The sequence below is a fragment of the Kitasatospora sp. NPDC093102 genome, assembly GCF_040683915.1.
Classification (GTDB): Bacteria; Actinomycetota; Actinomycetes; order Streptomycetales; family Streptomycetaceae; genus Kitasatospora.
Genome location: NZ_JBFBFA010000008.1, coordinates 141,019 through 155,361 on the forward strand (window position 1 = coordinate 141,019; position 14,343 = coordinate 155,361).

Consider the following 14,343-nt stretch of genomic DNA (forward strand, 5'->3'; position numbering starts at 1 on the left):
AGCCTGGACCACGTCGCTGACCGACGACGATCCACGAGGGAAGGCAGCACCATGGCATCCCGCCACCACCGTTCGGAGCACGGGCCGACCGGGCCCCACGACCCCGCCCGCCCCGCGATCGAACTGCGCGCGGTGCGACGCAGCTACGGGCGCGGCGGTGAGACGGTGCACGCGCTGCGCGGGGTCGACCTCGCGCTGGGCCACGGCAGCTTCACCGCCGTGATGGGGCCTTCCGGCTCGGGCAAGAGCACCTTCCTGCAGTGCGCGGCGGGCCTGGACAAGCCGACCTCGGGCGAGGTGTTCCTCGGCGGTGAGGAGATCACCGGGCTGAGCGAGAACCGGCTCACCGTGCTGCGGCGCAGCCGGGTCGGGTTCGTGTTCCAGTCCTTCAACCTGCTGCCCTCGCTGACCGTGCTGCAGAACGTCCTGCTGCCGCTGCGCCTCGCCGGTGAGCGTCAGGACCGCGGTCGGGCAAGGGAGTTACTGGCGCAGGTGGGTCTCGGTGAGCACGCCTCGCGCCGCCCGGGCCAGTTGTCCGGCGGCCAGCAGCAGCGGGTGGCGATCGCCCGGGCGCTGATCACCCGCCCCGACGTGGTGTTCGCGGACGAGCCGACCGGCGCGCTGGACACCCGCACCGCGCACGAGGTGCTCGGCCTGCTGCGCCGTGCCGTGGACACGATGGGCGCGACGGTGGTCATGGTGACCCACGACCCGGTGGCCGCTTCCTTCGCCGACCGGGTGGTCTTCCTGGCCGACGGCGCCCTGGCGGGCGAACTGCACCACCCCGACCCGAAGTCCGTCGCCGACCGGATGGTCGCCCTGTCCACCGCCCCGGTGGGGACGGCGGCATGAGCAACGGACTCGCGCGCTCCTCGGTGCGCTTCCGGCCCGCGTCCTTCGTGGGCACCTTCATCGCCCTGCTGTTCGGTGCGGCGGTCATCATGGGCTGCGGCACCCTGCTGCAGACCGGCATCACCGCGAGCGTGCCCCCGGTGCGCTACGCGAACGCGCCGGTGGTCGTCGCGGCCAATCCGGACGTCACGATCATCCGCAAGGTCTCCGACAAGGAGAAGACCGTCGAACGGCCGGTGCCCGACCGGGCCCGCGTGGACGCCGCCCTGACCCAGCGCATCGCTGCCCAGCCCGGTGTCGCGGCGGCCCGCCCCGACACCGCCTTCCCGATCCAGCCGGGGCCGGCCACCCCCGGCCTGACCGGGCGCGGGTACGGGGCGCTCGGCATCGCCGGCGGCACGGACACCCTGGTCGAGGGGCGAGCCCCCGGCCCGGGCGAGGTGGTCCTGGATGCCGCCACCGCACGGGACGCCCGGCTGGCACCCGGCGCGAGCCTCACGCTGGTCGCACCTGGCGGCAGCGACACCTACCGGATCTCCGGCCTGGCCGCGCCGCAGAGCGCCGGTCCGACGGCCTGGTTCGCCGACAGCGTGGCCGGGCAGCTCTCCGGTCACCCCGGCCGGGTGGACGCCATCGCCGTCCAGCCGCGCGAGGGCGTCGACGCCAAGGAACTCGCCCGCCGGCTCCGCGAAGCCCTCCGTGACACCGCCGGCCCGCAGGCCGCCGCGGCGTCCCCCACCGGGATCAGGGTGGTCACCGGCGACGGCCGCGGCTCCGTCGAACATCCGGCGCTCGGGCAGAGCCGGACGTTGCTCATCGCGATCGGCGGCTCCTTCGGCGGCACCGCCACCATGACGGCCGTCTTCGTGGTGGTGTCCACCATCGCCCTGGCCATCGGCCAGCGGGCCCGCGAGTTCGCCCTGCTGCGTGCCGTCGGCGCGACCCCCCGCCAGATCCGCCGCACGGTCGCCACGGAGGCGCTGCTGGTGGCTCCCCTCGCCGGTGCGCTCGGCCTCATCCCGGGTGTGGCGCTGGCCCGCTGGTGGTTCGACGGGCTGGTCTCGCGCGGCGCCGTCCCCGAGGGCGTCGAACTGGACGTCGGCCCGATCCCGGCGCTCGTCGCCGTCGCCACCTGCCTGCTCGCCGCGCTGGCCGCCGGCTACCTCGCCGCGCGCCGTCCCTCCGGCCTGCGCCCCGGCCAGGCGCTCGGCGAGGCGTCGGTGGAGGCCGGACGGGCGGGCGTGGTGCGGACCCTCCTCGGCCTGGTGGCCATCGCCGGCGGCGTCGTGCTGACCGTCGTCGCCGCCAACCTGAGCGGCGAGAACGCCGCCAACACCGCGCTCGGCGTGGTCATGTGCTTCCTGGTGGCGATCGCCCTGCTCGGCCCCTGGGTGGCCCGGATCGCCGCCGGGGTGCTCGGCCTGCCGCTGCGGGCGGGCGCGGGCGGCACCTCCGGTTCGCTGGCGGCCGACAACGCCCGGGCCAACGCCCGCCGGCTGACCGCCGCGATCACGCCCATCGCGATGGTCAGCGCCTTCTGCGGCACCATGCTGTTCATCCAGAGCACCGTCCAGCACGCCACCGGCGAGCAGGTGCGTGACGGGGTCGTCGCCGACCACGTGCTCGGCTCGGCCGGCCCGGGCCTGCCCGCCGCCACCGCCGAACGGGCCGCCCAGGTGCCCGGCGTCGACGCCGCGATCGGCCTGCTGCGCACCGGGGCCGTCTACCGCTCCGACGGGAAGCTCCGCTCCGCCAACGCCCTCGGCGTGTCCGGCGACCCGGCGAAGCTGCCCCGGGTGCTCGACCTGGGCGTGCGCAGCGGCTCGCTCGCCGACCTCGCCCGGAGCACCGACACCGTCGCCCTCGACGTGGCCCTCGCCGACAAGCTCGGCCTCAAGGTCGGCGACCGCGCCTCCTTCTGGCTCGGCGACGGCGCCCAGACACAGCAGACGGTCGTCGCCACGTACGAACGCGGGCTCGGCTTCGGGCAACTGATCCTGCCCCGGGCGGCCGTCGCCGCACACGCCGGCGTCGCCAATGACAGCCAGGTGCTCGTCGCGGACGCCCCCGGCGCCGACCGCGCCGACGTCACCGCCAGGCTGACGGAGCTCCCCGGCGAAACCGCCGCCCCCGGAGCGGCCGCGGTCAGCAGGATCACGGAGACCGACCGTGCCGGGTACGTCGCGCAGACCGACCGCAAGCGCGAGGCCGGTGACTGGGCGAACTCCGTGATGGCGGGCGTCCTCGGCGGCTTCGCGGCGATCACCGCCGCCAACACGCTGGTGATGACGGTCCTGGACCGGAGCCGCGAGGTGGCGCTGCTGCGCCTCACCGGCGCCACCCGGCGGCAGGTGCGCGGCATGATGCGCTGGGAGGCGCTGCTGGTGGCCGCGGCCGGGCTGCTGCTGGGCAGTCTGATCGCCTGGATCACCCTGGTGCCGATCGCCCGGGGACTCGCCGGCGCCTCGCCGTACGTCCCGCCGGGCACCGCCCTGCCGCTGGCTGCCGGGGCCGTGGTGCTCTGCCTCGCCGCGACAGCCCTGCCGGCCCGGGCCCTGCTGCGGTCCCGTCCGCTCGCGGCGAGCGGACGGCGGTAGGGGGAACGGCCGCACCGGGGCCGACCCGGATGGTGGACCTGAACGGGCGGTGCGCGGCGGCGTACCGCCCGTTCAGGTCGGGCACGCCATCCACGGTCGGCCACAAGCCCGGGGCTTCGGACCCGGGTAGGTGACCGGGTATCACGACCGGATGCGCGGCCCAGGGGCAGGGCGTCCCCCGTTTCGGGGCCGCGAATGCGGAAGGGTCCGGCACCTGTGCAGGTGCCGGACTCTTCCGACGGTGGAGCGCCAGGCCCGGGTTGCACGGACTCTTCCTACTGAAAGTAGGACGTGCTCTGGTAGCACCGCTGACGCCTGACGAGGAATCATCTCCCTCGCGACGAATGGAATATTAGCAGCTCAACACCCGTGTGCCGAATCGCGGTCCGGAGGCGGCCGGGCCTGGAGGCCCCCGCGAAATTCGGAGGGCCTCGTCGGACTACCTGTCGAACCGCTGCTGGGCCTGGAGGGTGCCGCCCTGGCCCACCGGCCCACGCCCGGGGACACCGAGCGGGTGGACATCGCGGTGGGCGCGGGCGCCGGCGACGACGTACCGAGGCCTAGGCTGCGTGATCATGTGCGAGCGATGGGACGTGCTGCCCGACGGCGAGCGCGAGCAGTGGGCGCTGGAGCCGTTCGAGAGTGTCGGGCCGCTGCGCTTCGGGATGCTGATCGACGAGGTGTCCAACACCCTGAGCCGCCACACCGGCGACCTCCAGCGGTACTCGGGCCCGTGCCTGGCCGAGGATCCGTACGGGCTGGTGACCGGCCGCTACCGGAGCTTCGGGCTCACGCTCTACTACTGGGACGAGCGGCTGCGGGGCGTCTCGGCGGACGCGCTGCGCGGGCCGCAGGTGACGGTGGAGGGGGTGGCGCTGACCGGGCGCGCGCCGTCCGCCGTGGGGAAGTGGCTGTGGGGCCGGGGTGAGGGCCTCGCGCCGGGCTCGGAGCTCGCCATCATGGGTGGGGGAGACTTCTGCTCGGAGTCGCTCGGGGTGGTGATCGGGACGCAGCGGGCGGGGGACCGGCTGCTGACGCGGCCGGTGTTCTTCCCTGCCGAGGGACTGCGCAACCTGTACGACTTCCTGCCCGACGAGGCGTTCCGGATCAGCGGATGAACCAGGCCTCCTCCGGCAGGACGTGGGACGGGTTCACGGCGGCCTCGCGAGACAGGAGCACCGGCCGCGTGAGCAGGAGGTCGTGGGAGCGCTGGAAGCTGATCACCACCCCCAGCGTGCGCGACGCCGGCTGGCCGCCGGGCATGCGGAGGATCTCGGGCCTGGGCGGGCGGGTGCCGCGGTCGGTGATCCACCGCTCCAGGAGCGAGGGCGTGCGACCGGTGAGGGCCATCCCGTCCGCGAGGACCTGCGGCCCCCTGAGGGCGTCGACGGCGATGCCCAACAGCGCTTCCCTGCGCTGGCCGAAGTAGAGCGTCAGGCCGAGGTGTCGCAGCCGGCTTTCCAGGACGCGGCCGCATGGCTCAAGGTGCGGGCGCTCGGGGCTGTCCAGCGCGGCGAGGGCCTCGTCGTGGTTCATGCCGAAGCGGAGCGGGCCGGCGGCCGTGAAGGGCTCCAGCGTCCACTGGAGTCGCTCACTGTCGGGGGTGACGGTCCACCAGTGGTCGAACAGGTCCTGAGGACCGGACACCGTAGGCCTCCTGGCGCGGCCGAGCCGCCGCGAATGCGGAAGGGTCCGGCACCTGTGTGGTGCCGGACCCTTCCGACGGTGGAGCGCCAGGCCCGGGTTGCACGGACTCTTCCTACTGAAAGTAGGACGTGCTCTGGTAGCACCGCTGACGCCTGACGAGGACTCATGTCCCTCGCGACATCAGGAATATTAGCAGCTCAACGCCCCTGCGCCGAATCGTGGCCCAGGGGTGCGGACGCATGCCCGTCACGCCTCCGTTCCGTGGCTGCGAAGGGGCCTGCTGCTGGGGCAGGCGGCGGGAATCCAGTACCCCGGCACCGGGCCCTTCGGGTAGGAAAGCGCACATGGACAACGCGGTGGGGCTGGCGGGGCGCATGATGACTGCGGCGCGAGCGGCGGAGGCCTCGGAGGCGGACGAGGACTCGCACGCCTACTGGGCGCTGGTCAGGGAGGCGGCGAAGGGGGAGAGCGGGGAGACCGCGCTGCGCTGCGGGTCGGGGTTGCTGGAGTCGGCCGATGTCCTGGAGCGACAGGTGGGCTGCGACCTGGTGGGAAACGCGGCCGACGCGCATGAGTCGCTGCGGAGCGAGGCGGCGACCGTCCTGATGGCGCTGGCCGAGGCGGAGACGGAGGTCCGCGTGCTGCGTTCCCTCGTCGTCGGGCTGGGGCGGGCGCAGGACCCGCGCGCCGTTCCCCTGCTGGTACCGCTTTCCGGACACGAGGACGCCGACCTGCGGCTTCAGGCCGCCTCGGCGATCGGCTCCGCCAACAGCGGGCTGCCCGACGGGCCCGATGTGCGGGCTCTGATCCGGCTCACCGAGGACCAGGACCCCGAGGTCCGCAACTGGGCGGCCTTCACGTTGGGAGTCCAACTGGACCAGGACACGACCGCCATCAGGGACGCGCTGTGGAGGTGCACCGCCGATGAGTACGGCGAGGTCCGGGAGGAGGGCGCGCGAGGGCTGGCCAGACGGCACGACCCGCGGGCCGTCCCACTGATCGCGCAACTGCTGGGCTCCGACGACGGGTCTCACCTCCTCACCCTGGACGCAGCGGCGATCCTGGGCGTCCCCGAGCTCCTGCCGGCTCTGGGCGCCTATGCGTTCGACGCCTCCGAAACCGACCGGGCCGTCGCGGCCTGCGACCCGGTGCGGCGGGCCCGGATGGAGGACGACGCCTGGAGGGTCGTCGTGGAGCTGGAGCGGCTGCGCCCCGGCATCGGCGCGGCGCTCAGCTCACCGCGCTACGAGTCCGTGCACTGTCTGCAAGTGACCTTCCCGGATGCGGTCGACGCATGCTACGACGCGGCCTCACTGCTCACCCGCGCCGGCGGTGACCCGGTGCGGGCGGCCGCGCTGGTGGTGGCCGACCTCGCTGCTCCTGCCGGGAGCGGACCGCGGACCGGCGGTCTCTCGGAGTTCTCGGGCTGAGCGTCGTCGAGGGGGCCGCCAGTGCCGCATGGGCGGGGGCGGAACGCGGAAGGGTCCGGCACCTGTGTGGTGCCGGACCCTTCCGACGGTGGAGCGCCAGGCCCGGGTTGCACGGACTCTTCCTACTGAAAGTAGGACGTGCTCTGGTAGCACCGCTGACGCCTGACGAGGACTCATGTCCCTCGCGACACCAGGAATATTAGCAGCTCAGTGCAGGTGCTCCGAATCGTGCTCCCGGAGCAGCCGGGCCGGGAGGTACGGGGACTCGACGCGGACGGCCCAGCCGTGGTGGCGGTGGGCGTGGCAGGCGAGGGCGAGGACGTCGAGGTTGAGCACGGCGGTGGGCTCGGTGGCCCGGTCGGCGACGCAGTGGTGGTCGCGGTGGGCGGTCAGGGCGTCGAGGAGGGCGAGGTTGAAACCGGCCTCGTCGCCGTCGACGAGTTGGGAGAGCAGGGCGACGGGCGCGGGGAAGAAGCTCCACTCCTTGGCGCGCGCGGCTTCGAGCCGGGCCTTCTCGACGGCGGGGCGGGCGTCGAGGCCGCGGAGGTGGTCGTGCAGGGCGAGGCGGTAGGCCGCGTACACGGAGCGGTCGTCGGTGGAGTGGGTGGGGCCGGTGAGGAGGAGCGGGGCGAGGTCGTCCTGGTTGCCGGTGATGAGGGCGAGGTTCACGGCGAGCTGCCAGTGGCCGGGGCCGGTGTCGTCGTCGCGGGTGGCGGGGAAGTGCACGGTCCGGCCGGCCAGGGTGACGGCGACGGTGGTGCCCGGGTCGGCGAGGGCGATCCGGGAGAGCGCGGAGCCGATCTCGGAGGCCAGACGGAGGTCGGCGAGCTGGGTGTCGGTGATGTCGTCGGCGTGTGAGGCGCGGGCGCGGAACAGGCGGACCTGCTGCCCCAGGGCGTGGGCGAGGCTGGAGACGGGGTAGCCGTCGTCGGGCTCGGGGGCGATCGCCCGCCGGATGCCGCGCTCGTAGTGGGCCTCGCTGTCCGGGTGGAGGGGGAGAGGCGGGGTCGGGCGGTCGACGGCGACGGGCCAGGCGATGTCCTCGGGGCGGCGTTCGGGGGTGGCGAAGCCGGTGACGAGGGAGTGGGGGAGGTAGTCGCTCTCGACGGCGGGGAGCCAGCCGTGGGCGCGGTGGGCGAGAGCGGAGAGGGCGAGCGGGAGGAGGGGGAGCAGAGTACGGGGGCGGGTGCCGTCCGTGCGGTCGAGGAGGGCGAGGACGGCGGTGTCGAAGGCGGGGCGGTCGCGGGTGGCGAGAGCGTGGAGGGCGCGAAGGGCGGGGTCGTCGCCGGTGTCCGAGGGAGCGTCGATGCGGGTGAGGGAGTGGGCGAGGAGGGCGGTGGCGAGGTCGGAGGAGGGGGCGAGGGCCTGCCAGGTGAAGATGAAGGCTTCGGCGTGGCGGTCGAACGTGTCGGTGAGGACGGCGAGGCAGAAGGCGTTGACCCACCGGTGGGCGGTGAGGGGGCTGGGGGTGTCCGCGGCCTCGGGGTCATAGCTCATCCCGATGTTGACGTAGTCGAGGAAGACGGAGAAGCGGTCGCGGGGGTAGTAGGCGGCGAAGGAGACGGCGCCGGCGGCGGCTTCGGCGGCGTTGCGCAGAAGGGCCTCGGCCTCGGGGGAGGAGAGCTCGGGGGAGGTGACGGAGAGGGCGCCGAGCTGGTCGAGGAAGGCGTCGGAGATGAGCTGCCATTCGGTGGCGGTCATCAGGCCGGCGCGGGAGTAGGAGTGGACTTGGCGACCGATGCGGTCGGAGAAGTCGTCGAGGGCTGGGGTGGCTACCTGGTGGCGCTCTATCCGCATGGGGACGATTGAAGCACCGGCCGGGGGCAGAGGACCCGGCCGGTGCAGCGGGGGAGGATCAGACGTCGAACTCACCGTTGCGGATGGCGGAGACGAGGTCGCGCCATTCGCTGACATCGAGTTGGGCGATGGCATCAGGCCGGAGGCTGCTACGGACGTAGACGGCGTCGGGGCCTATAGCCACCTCAGGGCAGGAGTTGCCGTCCGGGCAGGCCTCAGGGCGCTTCCAGTGAAGGTTTTCCATGGCTTAGAGCTCTTTCTTGATTAGCCTGATGGCATCGCGAGACTGGCTCTCGGTCAGGGATCGCTCAGTCATCACGTCGATAATGTGCCGGTAGTTTTCCAGGTGCTTCTGTTCGTGCAGGAATGCCGGGCCGCCGACCGCGTCGAGCTGAACGGTGTCCAGGCGGGGGACCGGCCCCTTCGCATAGCAGATCCCTTGACCTGCCCCCATGAACCCGTTGGTGCTGAAGCTGATCACTCGAAGTGTCACGTGGGGCAGTTCCGAGTACTCAAGCAGCTGGTCCAGCTGTCGCCTCGCGGCATCGCGGCCGCCGAACAGCATGCGAAGGGCGGCCTCGTGGACCAACGCCGAGTATGGCTCAGCTCCGTCTTGCATCACGACTGCCGAGCGTTGCACTCGGTGTTCAACCCGCGCTTCAAGGAGGCGAGGTGAAAGCGGCGGGTAGACGTCTCTGAAGATCGCCCGCCCGTACTCCTCCGTCTGCATAACGCCAGGAACGTGCGAGACCTGGTATGAGCGCGCTCCCTTGGAGAAGTACTCCATCTCCGCAATGTCGAGGAAGCCGACTGGAACCGAACCGCGAAAGTCCTCCCACCAGCCTCTGTGGCGTTCTTCGGCCATGGTGCCGAGCGCCTCGATGTAGGCGGTGTCGCCCTCCTGGTAGTCGGAGGCGAGCATCCTCACGCGCTCGGCGCTGATTGGGTACTGCGCCTTCTCGATCTGCGTGATCTTCGTTCGAGAGAACCCAAACAGCGCGGCAGCCTCGGCAGTTGTGCGTCCGGCGCAGTCGCGCATCTTCCGCAGCTCGATGCCGACTCGTTCCTGCCGGGCAGAAGGGGTGGTTCCTGGTGGCATGCCCCAAGCATCCATCGCAATCCCACGAGGGGTCCAGCAATCCATCGATCGAGTGAAGGATCAGGTAGAAGTGCCGGTACATGTACCAGCAATGCCCTACAGTCGGTGACGCACCGATCACCGATGCGGGCGTCAGTAACGCTGCCTCGCACCGCAGAGCACCCATGCCCGGACTGGCTCACGGCGACAGCTCGCTCGGTTCACCCTTCCATTCCCCCTGGGAGACACTGTGCGTAACCTCAACTCCCCCTCCCTCACCCTCTCCCGTGACGCCCTCCGCGACGGGATGACCAGCGCGGGTTGGCCGCCCTCCCTCATCGCGGACGCCGAACTCGCCATGGTCGAACTCATCGTCAACGCCTGGCGTCACGGCGGGACGACCTCCCCGGTCATCCTGATCCACCACCGCGCCAACACCCTCCGTGTCGCGGTCTCCGACCGCAGCCCCCTCCTCCCGGAGCAGGGACCCCTCTCCCTCCTCTCCGAGACCGGCCGGGGCCTCCAGCTCGTCGCCGGCCTCACCCACCGCTGGGGCGTCGACCCTCAACACCTCGGCAAAACGGTCTGGTTCGAGCTGGACGGTGCCGCGTGATCGCCCACCACCCCATCCACCCCGCCGACCCGGCCCTGCTCCACCTCACCTCGCGCCAGGTCGCCGAACTGATCGTCGAACTCCGCACCGAAGGCCGCGAGTTCGGCCTCCTCTGGCCCTCCGCCACCCCGGGTGACACCAACCTCCACGGCCGTCGCCTGATCGACGTCGGCAACATCCCGGCCAGCACCCTGATCAACCTCCTCGCGCTCATCCGCGAGTTCCGGCGCAACCGCGGTGCCCAGCACCGGGCGGAGTGACGACACCTTCCCGGATCAGCCCAGCTCTGTGATCCTGTTCGGATGCTTCTCCCCGACACCGCCTCGCAGGCCCACCTGATCGAAGTCGTCCGGATCTCCGACCCGACGAGCGCCTACGGTTCGGACTCCGTAATCGGCGAGACCCTCGCCCTCTGGGAGGCGGAGCACCTCCGCTCCGCCCTCGACCTGATCGGCAGGCTGCCGGAAGGCGAACTGCGGCGCTGCTTCGCGCCCGGCTACGGCATCCGGGCCCATGCCCCCGACGGGCTCCTCCTCGAAATCTCCTTCTGCTTCAGCTGCCACGGCGCCTGGCTGGCAGGCCCCGGAGTGCCGGCCGACCTCCGGGGCATGCAGAGCTTCGACGCCGACAGCCCGCCCGCCCACGAGCTGCTCGACCGCTTCCGTGCGTCCGCTGCCACTCCGGCGTGACGCCTCATCCGACCAGATCACCGTCTCCGGCCCCGACCTCTTCGGCTGGCCGGCCCCCGTACTCCACGCCCCTCCGCTCTCGCCCCGGAGCCGCCCCGTGTCCACCACTCCCGCCCGGAGAAAGCTCCGGATCACCGTGTTCGGTGCCGGTTCCATCGGCTGCCACCTCGGCGGCATGCTCGCCTCGACCGCCGAGGTGACCCTGATCGGCCGGCCGACGGCCATGGCCACGATCGACGCGGACGGGCTGACCCTCACCGGCCCGGGCGAGGCCCGCCGCGAGGTGCGGGACCTGACCGCTGCCGCCGCCGACCCGAAGGCCGCGGCCGGCGCCGACTACGTCCTGGTCACGGTGAAGTCCGCCGACACCGCGACCGCCGCCCGGGAACTCGCCCCGCACCTCGGCCCCGACACGGTGGTGGTGAGCTTCCAGAACGGCCTGCGCAACCCCGCGGTCCTCGCGGCCGCGCTGCCGTCCCACCGGGTGCTGGCCGGCATGGTCCCGTACAACGTGGTGCGGACCGGCCCCGCCGCCTTCCACCAGGGCAGCGGCGGGTCGCTGATGCTGGCCGCCGGGGAGGGCGCGGACGCCCTCGCCGACGCGGCCCGGGCGAGCGGCCTGCAACTGGAACTGCGGTCGGACATGCCGGCCGTCCAGGCGGCGAAGCTGCTCATGAACCTCAACAACGCGGTCAACGCGCTCTCCGGCCTGCCGCTGCGCGAGCAGGTCGGGCAGCGGGCGTACCGGCTGTGCGTGGCGCGCTGCCAGCGGGAGGCACTGGCGGCGTTCCGGGCCGCCGGAATCGCGCCGGCGCGGCTCGGCCCGGTGGCATCGGGGCTGATGCCACGGGTGCTCGGCCTGCCGGACGTCCTGTTCCAGCGGCTGGCCGGGGCCAGCCTGCGGATCGACGCCACCGCCCGCTCCTCGATGTGGGAGGACCTCCAGCGCGGACGCCCCACCGAGGTCGACTCGCTCCAGGGCGAGATCGTCGCCCTCGCCGAACGCCACGGCCTCACCGCCCCCGCCAACGCCCGCCTCGTCACCCTCGTCCGCGAAGCCGAGGCAGCCGCCCCCGGCACCGCCCCCGCCTGGGCCGGCCCCGCCCTCCTCGCCGAACTCGCCGCAGCCGGCTGACAGTCGGCCCGGGGCGCGGAGTGGTCAGTTCGCGTTGCCGAGGGCATCGCGGGCTGCCATGCGGAAGTCCTTCACGGCCTCGTAGAGAGAGTGCTCCCGCTCGGTGGCGAGAGTGGTGTCCACTGCCTTCTGAGCGGATTCTCCCGCACGGGCGTTCTTCACCATCCGCCGCATCACATCGGAGAGTTCGTCGGATGCGCGAGCCACGCGGTCGGCTGCTTCCACCACGGAAGGCGGGCCTTCGAGGATGACGACTTCAACGGCGCGGTGGACCTCCCGAGCCAGTGCGACGAAACGGTGGACCTTCTCGTCCACCTCCCGCAGGTGGGGAGTCTCCGGCTGGAGTGCGGCCAACACGGCATCCATGGCGATGTCCCGGTCGTGAAGAGCACCGAGGTAGTTCGCGTAGGCGTCCCTGCGGTGCTGCCTTCGCCACTGGTCGAACTGCGAGCGTGCTGTCGCACGCCCGCTCACCATCGCCGCGCCGACGGTGGCGAGGGAGCCCACGGCGGCACCGAGCAATGCGGCGAGTCCGGCATCCATGACCCCATTCTGTCGTCCCTTTTGATCCGTCAGCAGCCAGGTTTGCGGCCGGTTGTTTTCGACGGTGTGTTTTGGTCCTGTTGGAACGGTTTCGTCTGGCCCCACTTTTGGGCCGTGCGGGTGGCTGGTCAGGGCGGTGCCGGAGAGGAACGTCTTGAAGTCGCCCAACCCCTGGATCGGGTGACGTTTCGTGGGAGTCCTGGGGCAGAGGTGTTCAGGTGCGGACGACGGTCTGCGGCGGCCGGCAGCGTGTGGTCCACGGAGCCCGCCCGTTAGGATCTGTTCGAACGGAATCGGGGGATGATGACGGAACAGTGGCCCGAGGGACCTGCCGCTGACCCGGAGGCGGCCCGGGAGCGCTATGCCTCTGATCTGCGGGCGGAGCGCAAGGCTCTGCGAGAGGCGATCAGAGCTGACCTGCCTGCCGCGCACTTCGGCCTTGGAATCGTCATCGTGGCGAGTGCGGTGGTGGGCCTGTTCGCGGGACCCATTGCTGGAGCCCTCGTGGCCGGGGCCTTTGCCGCTCTGTTCCTTGCTGCTCTGACGGTCATGCTCCTTCTGGGCATCCGGGGGCTGGACGCAGGTCGTCGCGCCTATCTGTTCGCCTTCGGCTGGGCAAACTGGGTCTAGGGAAGACATGGGCCCGCCGGCATCGGCCGGACGGCCCGCAGGATCGTCTCCCACGTGCCGCCCGTTGATGACCAGGCGTAACGCTGCCGACGCCCCACATCGCGCCAGAGTTCGAGTGACTCCCGGATCTTCTCGCCCAGGTTCCTGATCGGATGGCCGGGATGCTCCAGGTACAGCTGCTTGTTGATCTCCACCGGACCGTAGGCGTCGGTGAAGTCCCGGAAGTCGGCGGGGAGGGCGACCCCGAGTTCCCGCTCCAGCGTAGGCTTCCGCCCCGACCGGGGGATGGGCCTTCGGTCCCACGCGCCGTCAAGTGCCGGGAGGAACCACCGTGATACTCGAACTCCGCACCTACCGCCTCAAGCCGGGCACCCGCGCCGACTTCGTCCGGGTGATGGCCGAGGAGGCCGTCCCGCTCCTCCAGGCCGCCGGGATCCGGGTCGTCGACCACGGGGCGTCGCTGGTGGACGAGGACGGGCACGAGGAGGCGTACCTGATCCGGGCGTTCGACTCGATCGGGCAGCACCGCTCGCAGGAGGACGCCTTCTACGGCAGTGACATCTGGCGGCAGGGTCCGCGCGAGGCGATCGTCTCGCGCATCGAGAGCCTGCACTCGATCGTGGTCGAGGTCGCCGACGGCGCCGTCGAGCTGTTCAAGCGCTCCTGATCCCACGGCGCTTCGCCGCCCGAGACCCCGGCAGGTCTCGGGCCTGGAGCCGCCCCCGCCCCGTCGCCCCCGCCCGTTCTCTCAGCTCCGCGGCCAGGGGCGGCCGTCGAGCCGCTCGATCCCGGTGTTGAAGCGGCGCAGGAAGCCGGCGAAGGAGGCGATGTCCTCCTCCGGCCAGTCCGTCATCACGAGGTTCAGCGCCCGGACGTGCGCCTCGCGTTCCGCGTCCAGCCGGCGCCGGCCCTCCTCCGTGAGGCGGAACTTGCGGGCGATCCCGCCGTCCGGGTCCGGGATGCGTTCGAGCAGGCCCGCGCTCTTCAGGGCCGCCGTCTGCCGGTTGAGGGTGGAGACGTCCAGGGCGAAGGCGTCGCTCAACTGCCCGATGGACATGGGCCCCTCGGCGTCGACCCGGCTGAGCAGGATGTAGGCGCTGCGTTCGAGCTGGCTGCCCTCGGGCCTGGCGTTGACCTGGCTGAGGTCTCGGTGCCGGGCGAACACCAGGAATTCGAGGGCGACCTCGTGCGTGGGGCTGGTCATGTCGAAGTCCCTTCATCGCCGCTTCGACCTGCGGGTTCTCCGTGGATCACCCTTCAGTATGCCAGAGGTATGCGCACCACACATGATGTGTAGAGCGCACATCATGTGTAAACTGACCGTCTTGTGTT

Annotated in this window: 18 protein-coding genes; 10 read left to right on the plus strand and 8 right to left on the minus strand. The window is 71.8% G+C overall.

Going from position 1 to position 14,343, the window contains the following annotated elements:
* Window positions 1–51 precede the first annotated feature (51 nt).
* Both AB0O11_RS14445 and AB0O11_RS14450 read left to right on the plus strand, forming a co-directional pair.
* Window positions 52–852: an ABC transporter ATP-binding protein gene (locus AB0O11_RS14445; RefSeq protein WP_363385786.1), complete on the plus strand. Its 801-nt coding sequence runs from the start codon at window positions 52–54 to the stop codon at window positions 850–852.
* Window positions 849–3,449 (plus strand): FtsX-like permease family protein, encoded by a 2,601-nt coding sequence (locus tag AB0O11_RS14450; protein ID WP_363385788.1) that lies wholly within the window; start codon window positions 849–851, stop codon window positions 3,447–3,449. The genes AB0O11_RS14445 and AB0O11_RS14450 overlap by 4 nt, the downstream gene beginning before the upstream one ends.
* Window positions 3,450–3,888: 439 nt before the next feature.
* Here the strand turns inward: AB0O11_RS14450 and AB0O11_RS14455 are convergent, their stop codons facing one another.
* Window positions 3,889–4,026, minus strand: coding sequence for a hypothetical protein (locus tag AB0O11_RS14455; protein WP_363385791.1), 138 nt, complete (start codon window positions 4,024–4,026; stop codon window positions 3,889–3,891).
* Between AB0O11_RS14455 and AB0O11_RS14460 the strand changes: the two genes are divergently transcribed.
* The gene (locus tag AB0O11_RS14460; RefSeq protein ID WP_363385794.1) at window positions 4,025–4,567 is read left to right on the plus strand and encodes a hypothetical protein; all 543 of its coding nucleotides are present in this window, start codon (window positions 4,025–4,027) and stop codon (window positions 4,565–4,567) included. The two genes, AB0O11_RS14455 and AB0O11_RS14460, sit on opposite strands and share 2 nt — an antisense overlap.
* Here AB0O11_RS14460 and AB0O11_RS14465 read toward each other — a convergent pair.
* On the minus strand, window positions 4,557–5,096 hold the full coding sequence (locus AB0O11_RS14465; RefSeq protein ID WP_363385797.1) for a hypothetical protein: 540 nt from the start codon (window positions 5,094–5,096) through the stop codon (window positions 4,557–4,559). The genes AB0O11_RS14460 and AB0O11_RS14465 overlap by 11 nt on opposite strands.
* A 344-nt stretch (window positions 5,097–5,440) precedes the next feature.
* Between AB0O11_RS14465 and AB0O11_RS14470 the strand changes: the two genes are divergently transcribed.
* Window positions 5,441–6,526, plus strand: coding sequence for a HEAT repeat domain-containing protein (locus AB0O11_RS14470; RefSeq protein ID WP_363385800.1), 1,086 nt, complete (start codon window positions 5,441–5,443; stop codon window positions 6,524–6,526).
* Between the two features lie 207 nt (window positions 6,527–6,733).
* Here AB0O11_RS14470 and AB0O11_RS14475 read toward each other — a convergent pair whose 3' ends face one another.
* The 3 genes from AB0O11_RS14475 to AB0O11_RS14485 are packed head-to-tail and all read right to left on the minus strand — an operon-like array spanning window position 6,734 to window position 9,422.
* Window positions 6,734–8,323 (minus strand): immunity 49 family protein, encoded by a 1,590-nt coding sequence (locus AB0O11_RS14475; protein ID WP_363385803.1) that lies wholly within the window; start codon window positions 8,321–8,323, stop codon window positions 6,734–6,736.
* Window positions 8,324–8,381: 58 nt separating this feature from the next.
* Window positions 8,382–8,567: a DUF397 domain-containing protein gene (locus tag AB0O11_RS14480; RefSeq protein ID WP_363385806.1), complete on the minus strand. Its 186-nt coding sequence runs from the start codon at window positions 8,565–8,567 to the stop codon at window positions 8,382–8,384.
* 3 nt (window positions 8,568–8,570) lie between these two features.
* Entirely contained in the window at window positions 8,571–9,422 is an 852-nt protein-coding gene (locus AB0O11_RS14485; protein ID WP_363385809.1) for a helix-turn-helix transcriptional regulator, read from the minus strand.
* 229 nt (window positions 9,423–9,651) lie between these two features.
* On the opposite strand from AB0O11_RS14485, the gene AB0O11_RS14490 reads away from it, so the two are divergent.
* From AB0O11_RS14490 to AB0O11_RS14505, 4 genes are all read left to right on the plus strand, one after another.
* The gene (locus AB0O11_RS14490) at window positions 9,652–10,014 is read left to right on the plus strand and encodes an ATP-binding protein (RefSeq protein WP_363385811.1); all 363 of its coding nucleotides are present in this window, start codon (window positions 9,652–9,654) and stop codon (window positions 10,012–10,014) included.
* Entirely contained in the window at window positions 10,011–10,274 is a 264-nt protein-coding gene (locus AB0O11_RS14495; RefSeq protein ID WP_363385814.1) for a hypothetical protein, read from the plus strand. Before AB0O11_RS14490 ends, AB0O11_RS14495 begins: the two co-directional genes overlap by 4 nt.
* A gap of 42 nt (window positions 10,275–10,316) precedes the next feature.
* Window positions 10,317–10,703, plus strand: coding sequence for a hypothetical protein (locus tag AB0O11_RS14500; RefSeq protein WP_363385816.1), 387 nt, complete (start codon window positions 10,317–10,319; stop codon window positions 10,701–10,703).
* 97 nt (window positions 10,704–10,800) lie between these two features.
* Window positions 10,801–11,838: a 2-dehydropantoate 2-reductase gene (locus AB0O11_RS14505; RefSeq protein WP_363385819.1), complete on the plus strand. Its 1,038-nt coding sequence runs from the start codon at window positions 10,801–10,803 to the stop codon at window positions 11,836–11,838.
* Between the two features lie 24 nt (window positions 11,839–11,862).
* Here the strand turns inward: AB0O11_RS14505 and AB0O11_RS14510 are convergent, their stop codons facing one another.
* Window positions 11,863–12,549: a proline dehydrogenase gene (locus AB0O11_RS14510; RefSeq protein ID WP_363385821.1), complete on the minus strand. Its 687-nt coding sequence runs from the start codon at window positions 12,547–12,549 to the stop codon at window positions 11,863–11,865.
* Window positions 12,550–12,681: 132 nt separating this feature from the next.
* Here AB0O11_RS14510 and AB0O11_RS14515 point away from each other — a divergent pair, with 132 nt between their 5' ends.
* The gene (locus tag AB0O11_RS14515) at window positions 12,682–13,011 is read left to right on the plus strand and encodes a hypothetical protein (RefSeq protein WP_363385824.1); all 330 of its coding nucleotides are present in this window, start codon (window positions 12,682–12,684) and stop codon (window positions 13,009–13,011) included.
* On the opposite strand, the gene AB0O11_RS14520 is transcribed toward AB0O11_RS14515, so the two are convergent.
* Window positions 13,008–13,205: a hypothetical protein gene (locus tag AB0O11_RS14520; protein ID WP_363385826.1), complete on the minus strand. Its 198-nt coding sequence runs from the start codon at window positions 13,203–13,205 to the stop codon at window positions 13,008–13,010. The two genes, AB0O11_RS14515 and AB0O11_RS14520, sit on opposite strands and share 4 nt — an antisense overlap.
* Window positions 13,206–13,342: 137 nt before the next feature.
* On the opposite strand from AB0O11_RS14520, the gene AB0O11_RS14525 reads away from it, so the two are divergent.
* Window positions 13,343–13,678: an NIPSNAP family protein gene (locus AB0O11_RS14525; RefSeq protein ID WP_363385828.1), complete on the plus strand. Its 336-nt coding sequence runs from the start codon at window positions 13,343–13,345 to the stop codon at window positions 13,676–13,678.
* Between the two features lie 81 nt (window positions 13,679–13,759).
* On the opposite strand, the gene AB0O11_RS14530 is transcribed toward AB0O11_RS14525, so the two are convergent.
* Window positions 13,760–14,215, minus strand: a complete 456-nt coding sequence (locus tag AB0O11_RS14530; protein WP_363385830.1) for a MarR family transcriptional regulator — start codon at window positions 14,213–14,215, stop codon at window positions 13,760–13,762.
* Window positions 14,216–14,343 lie beyond the last annotated feature (128 nt).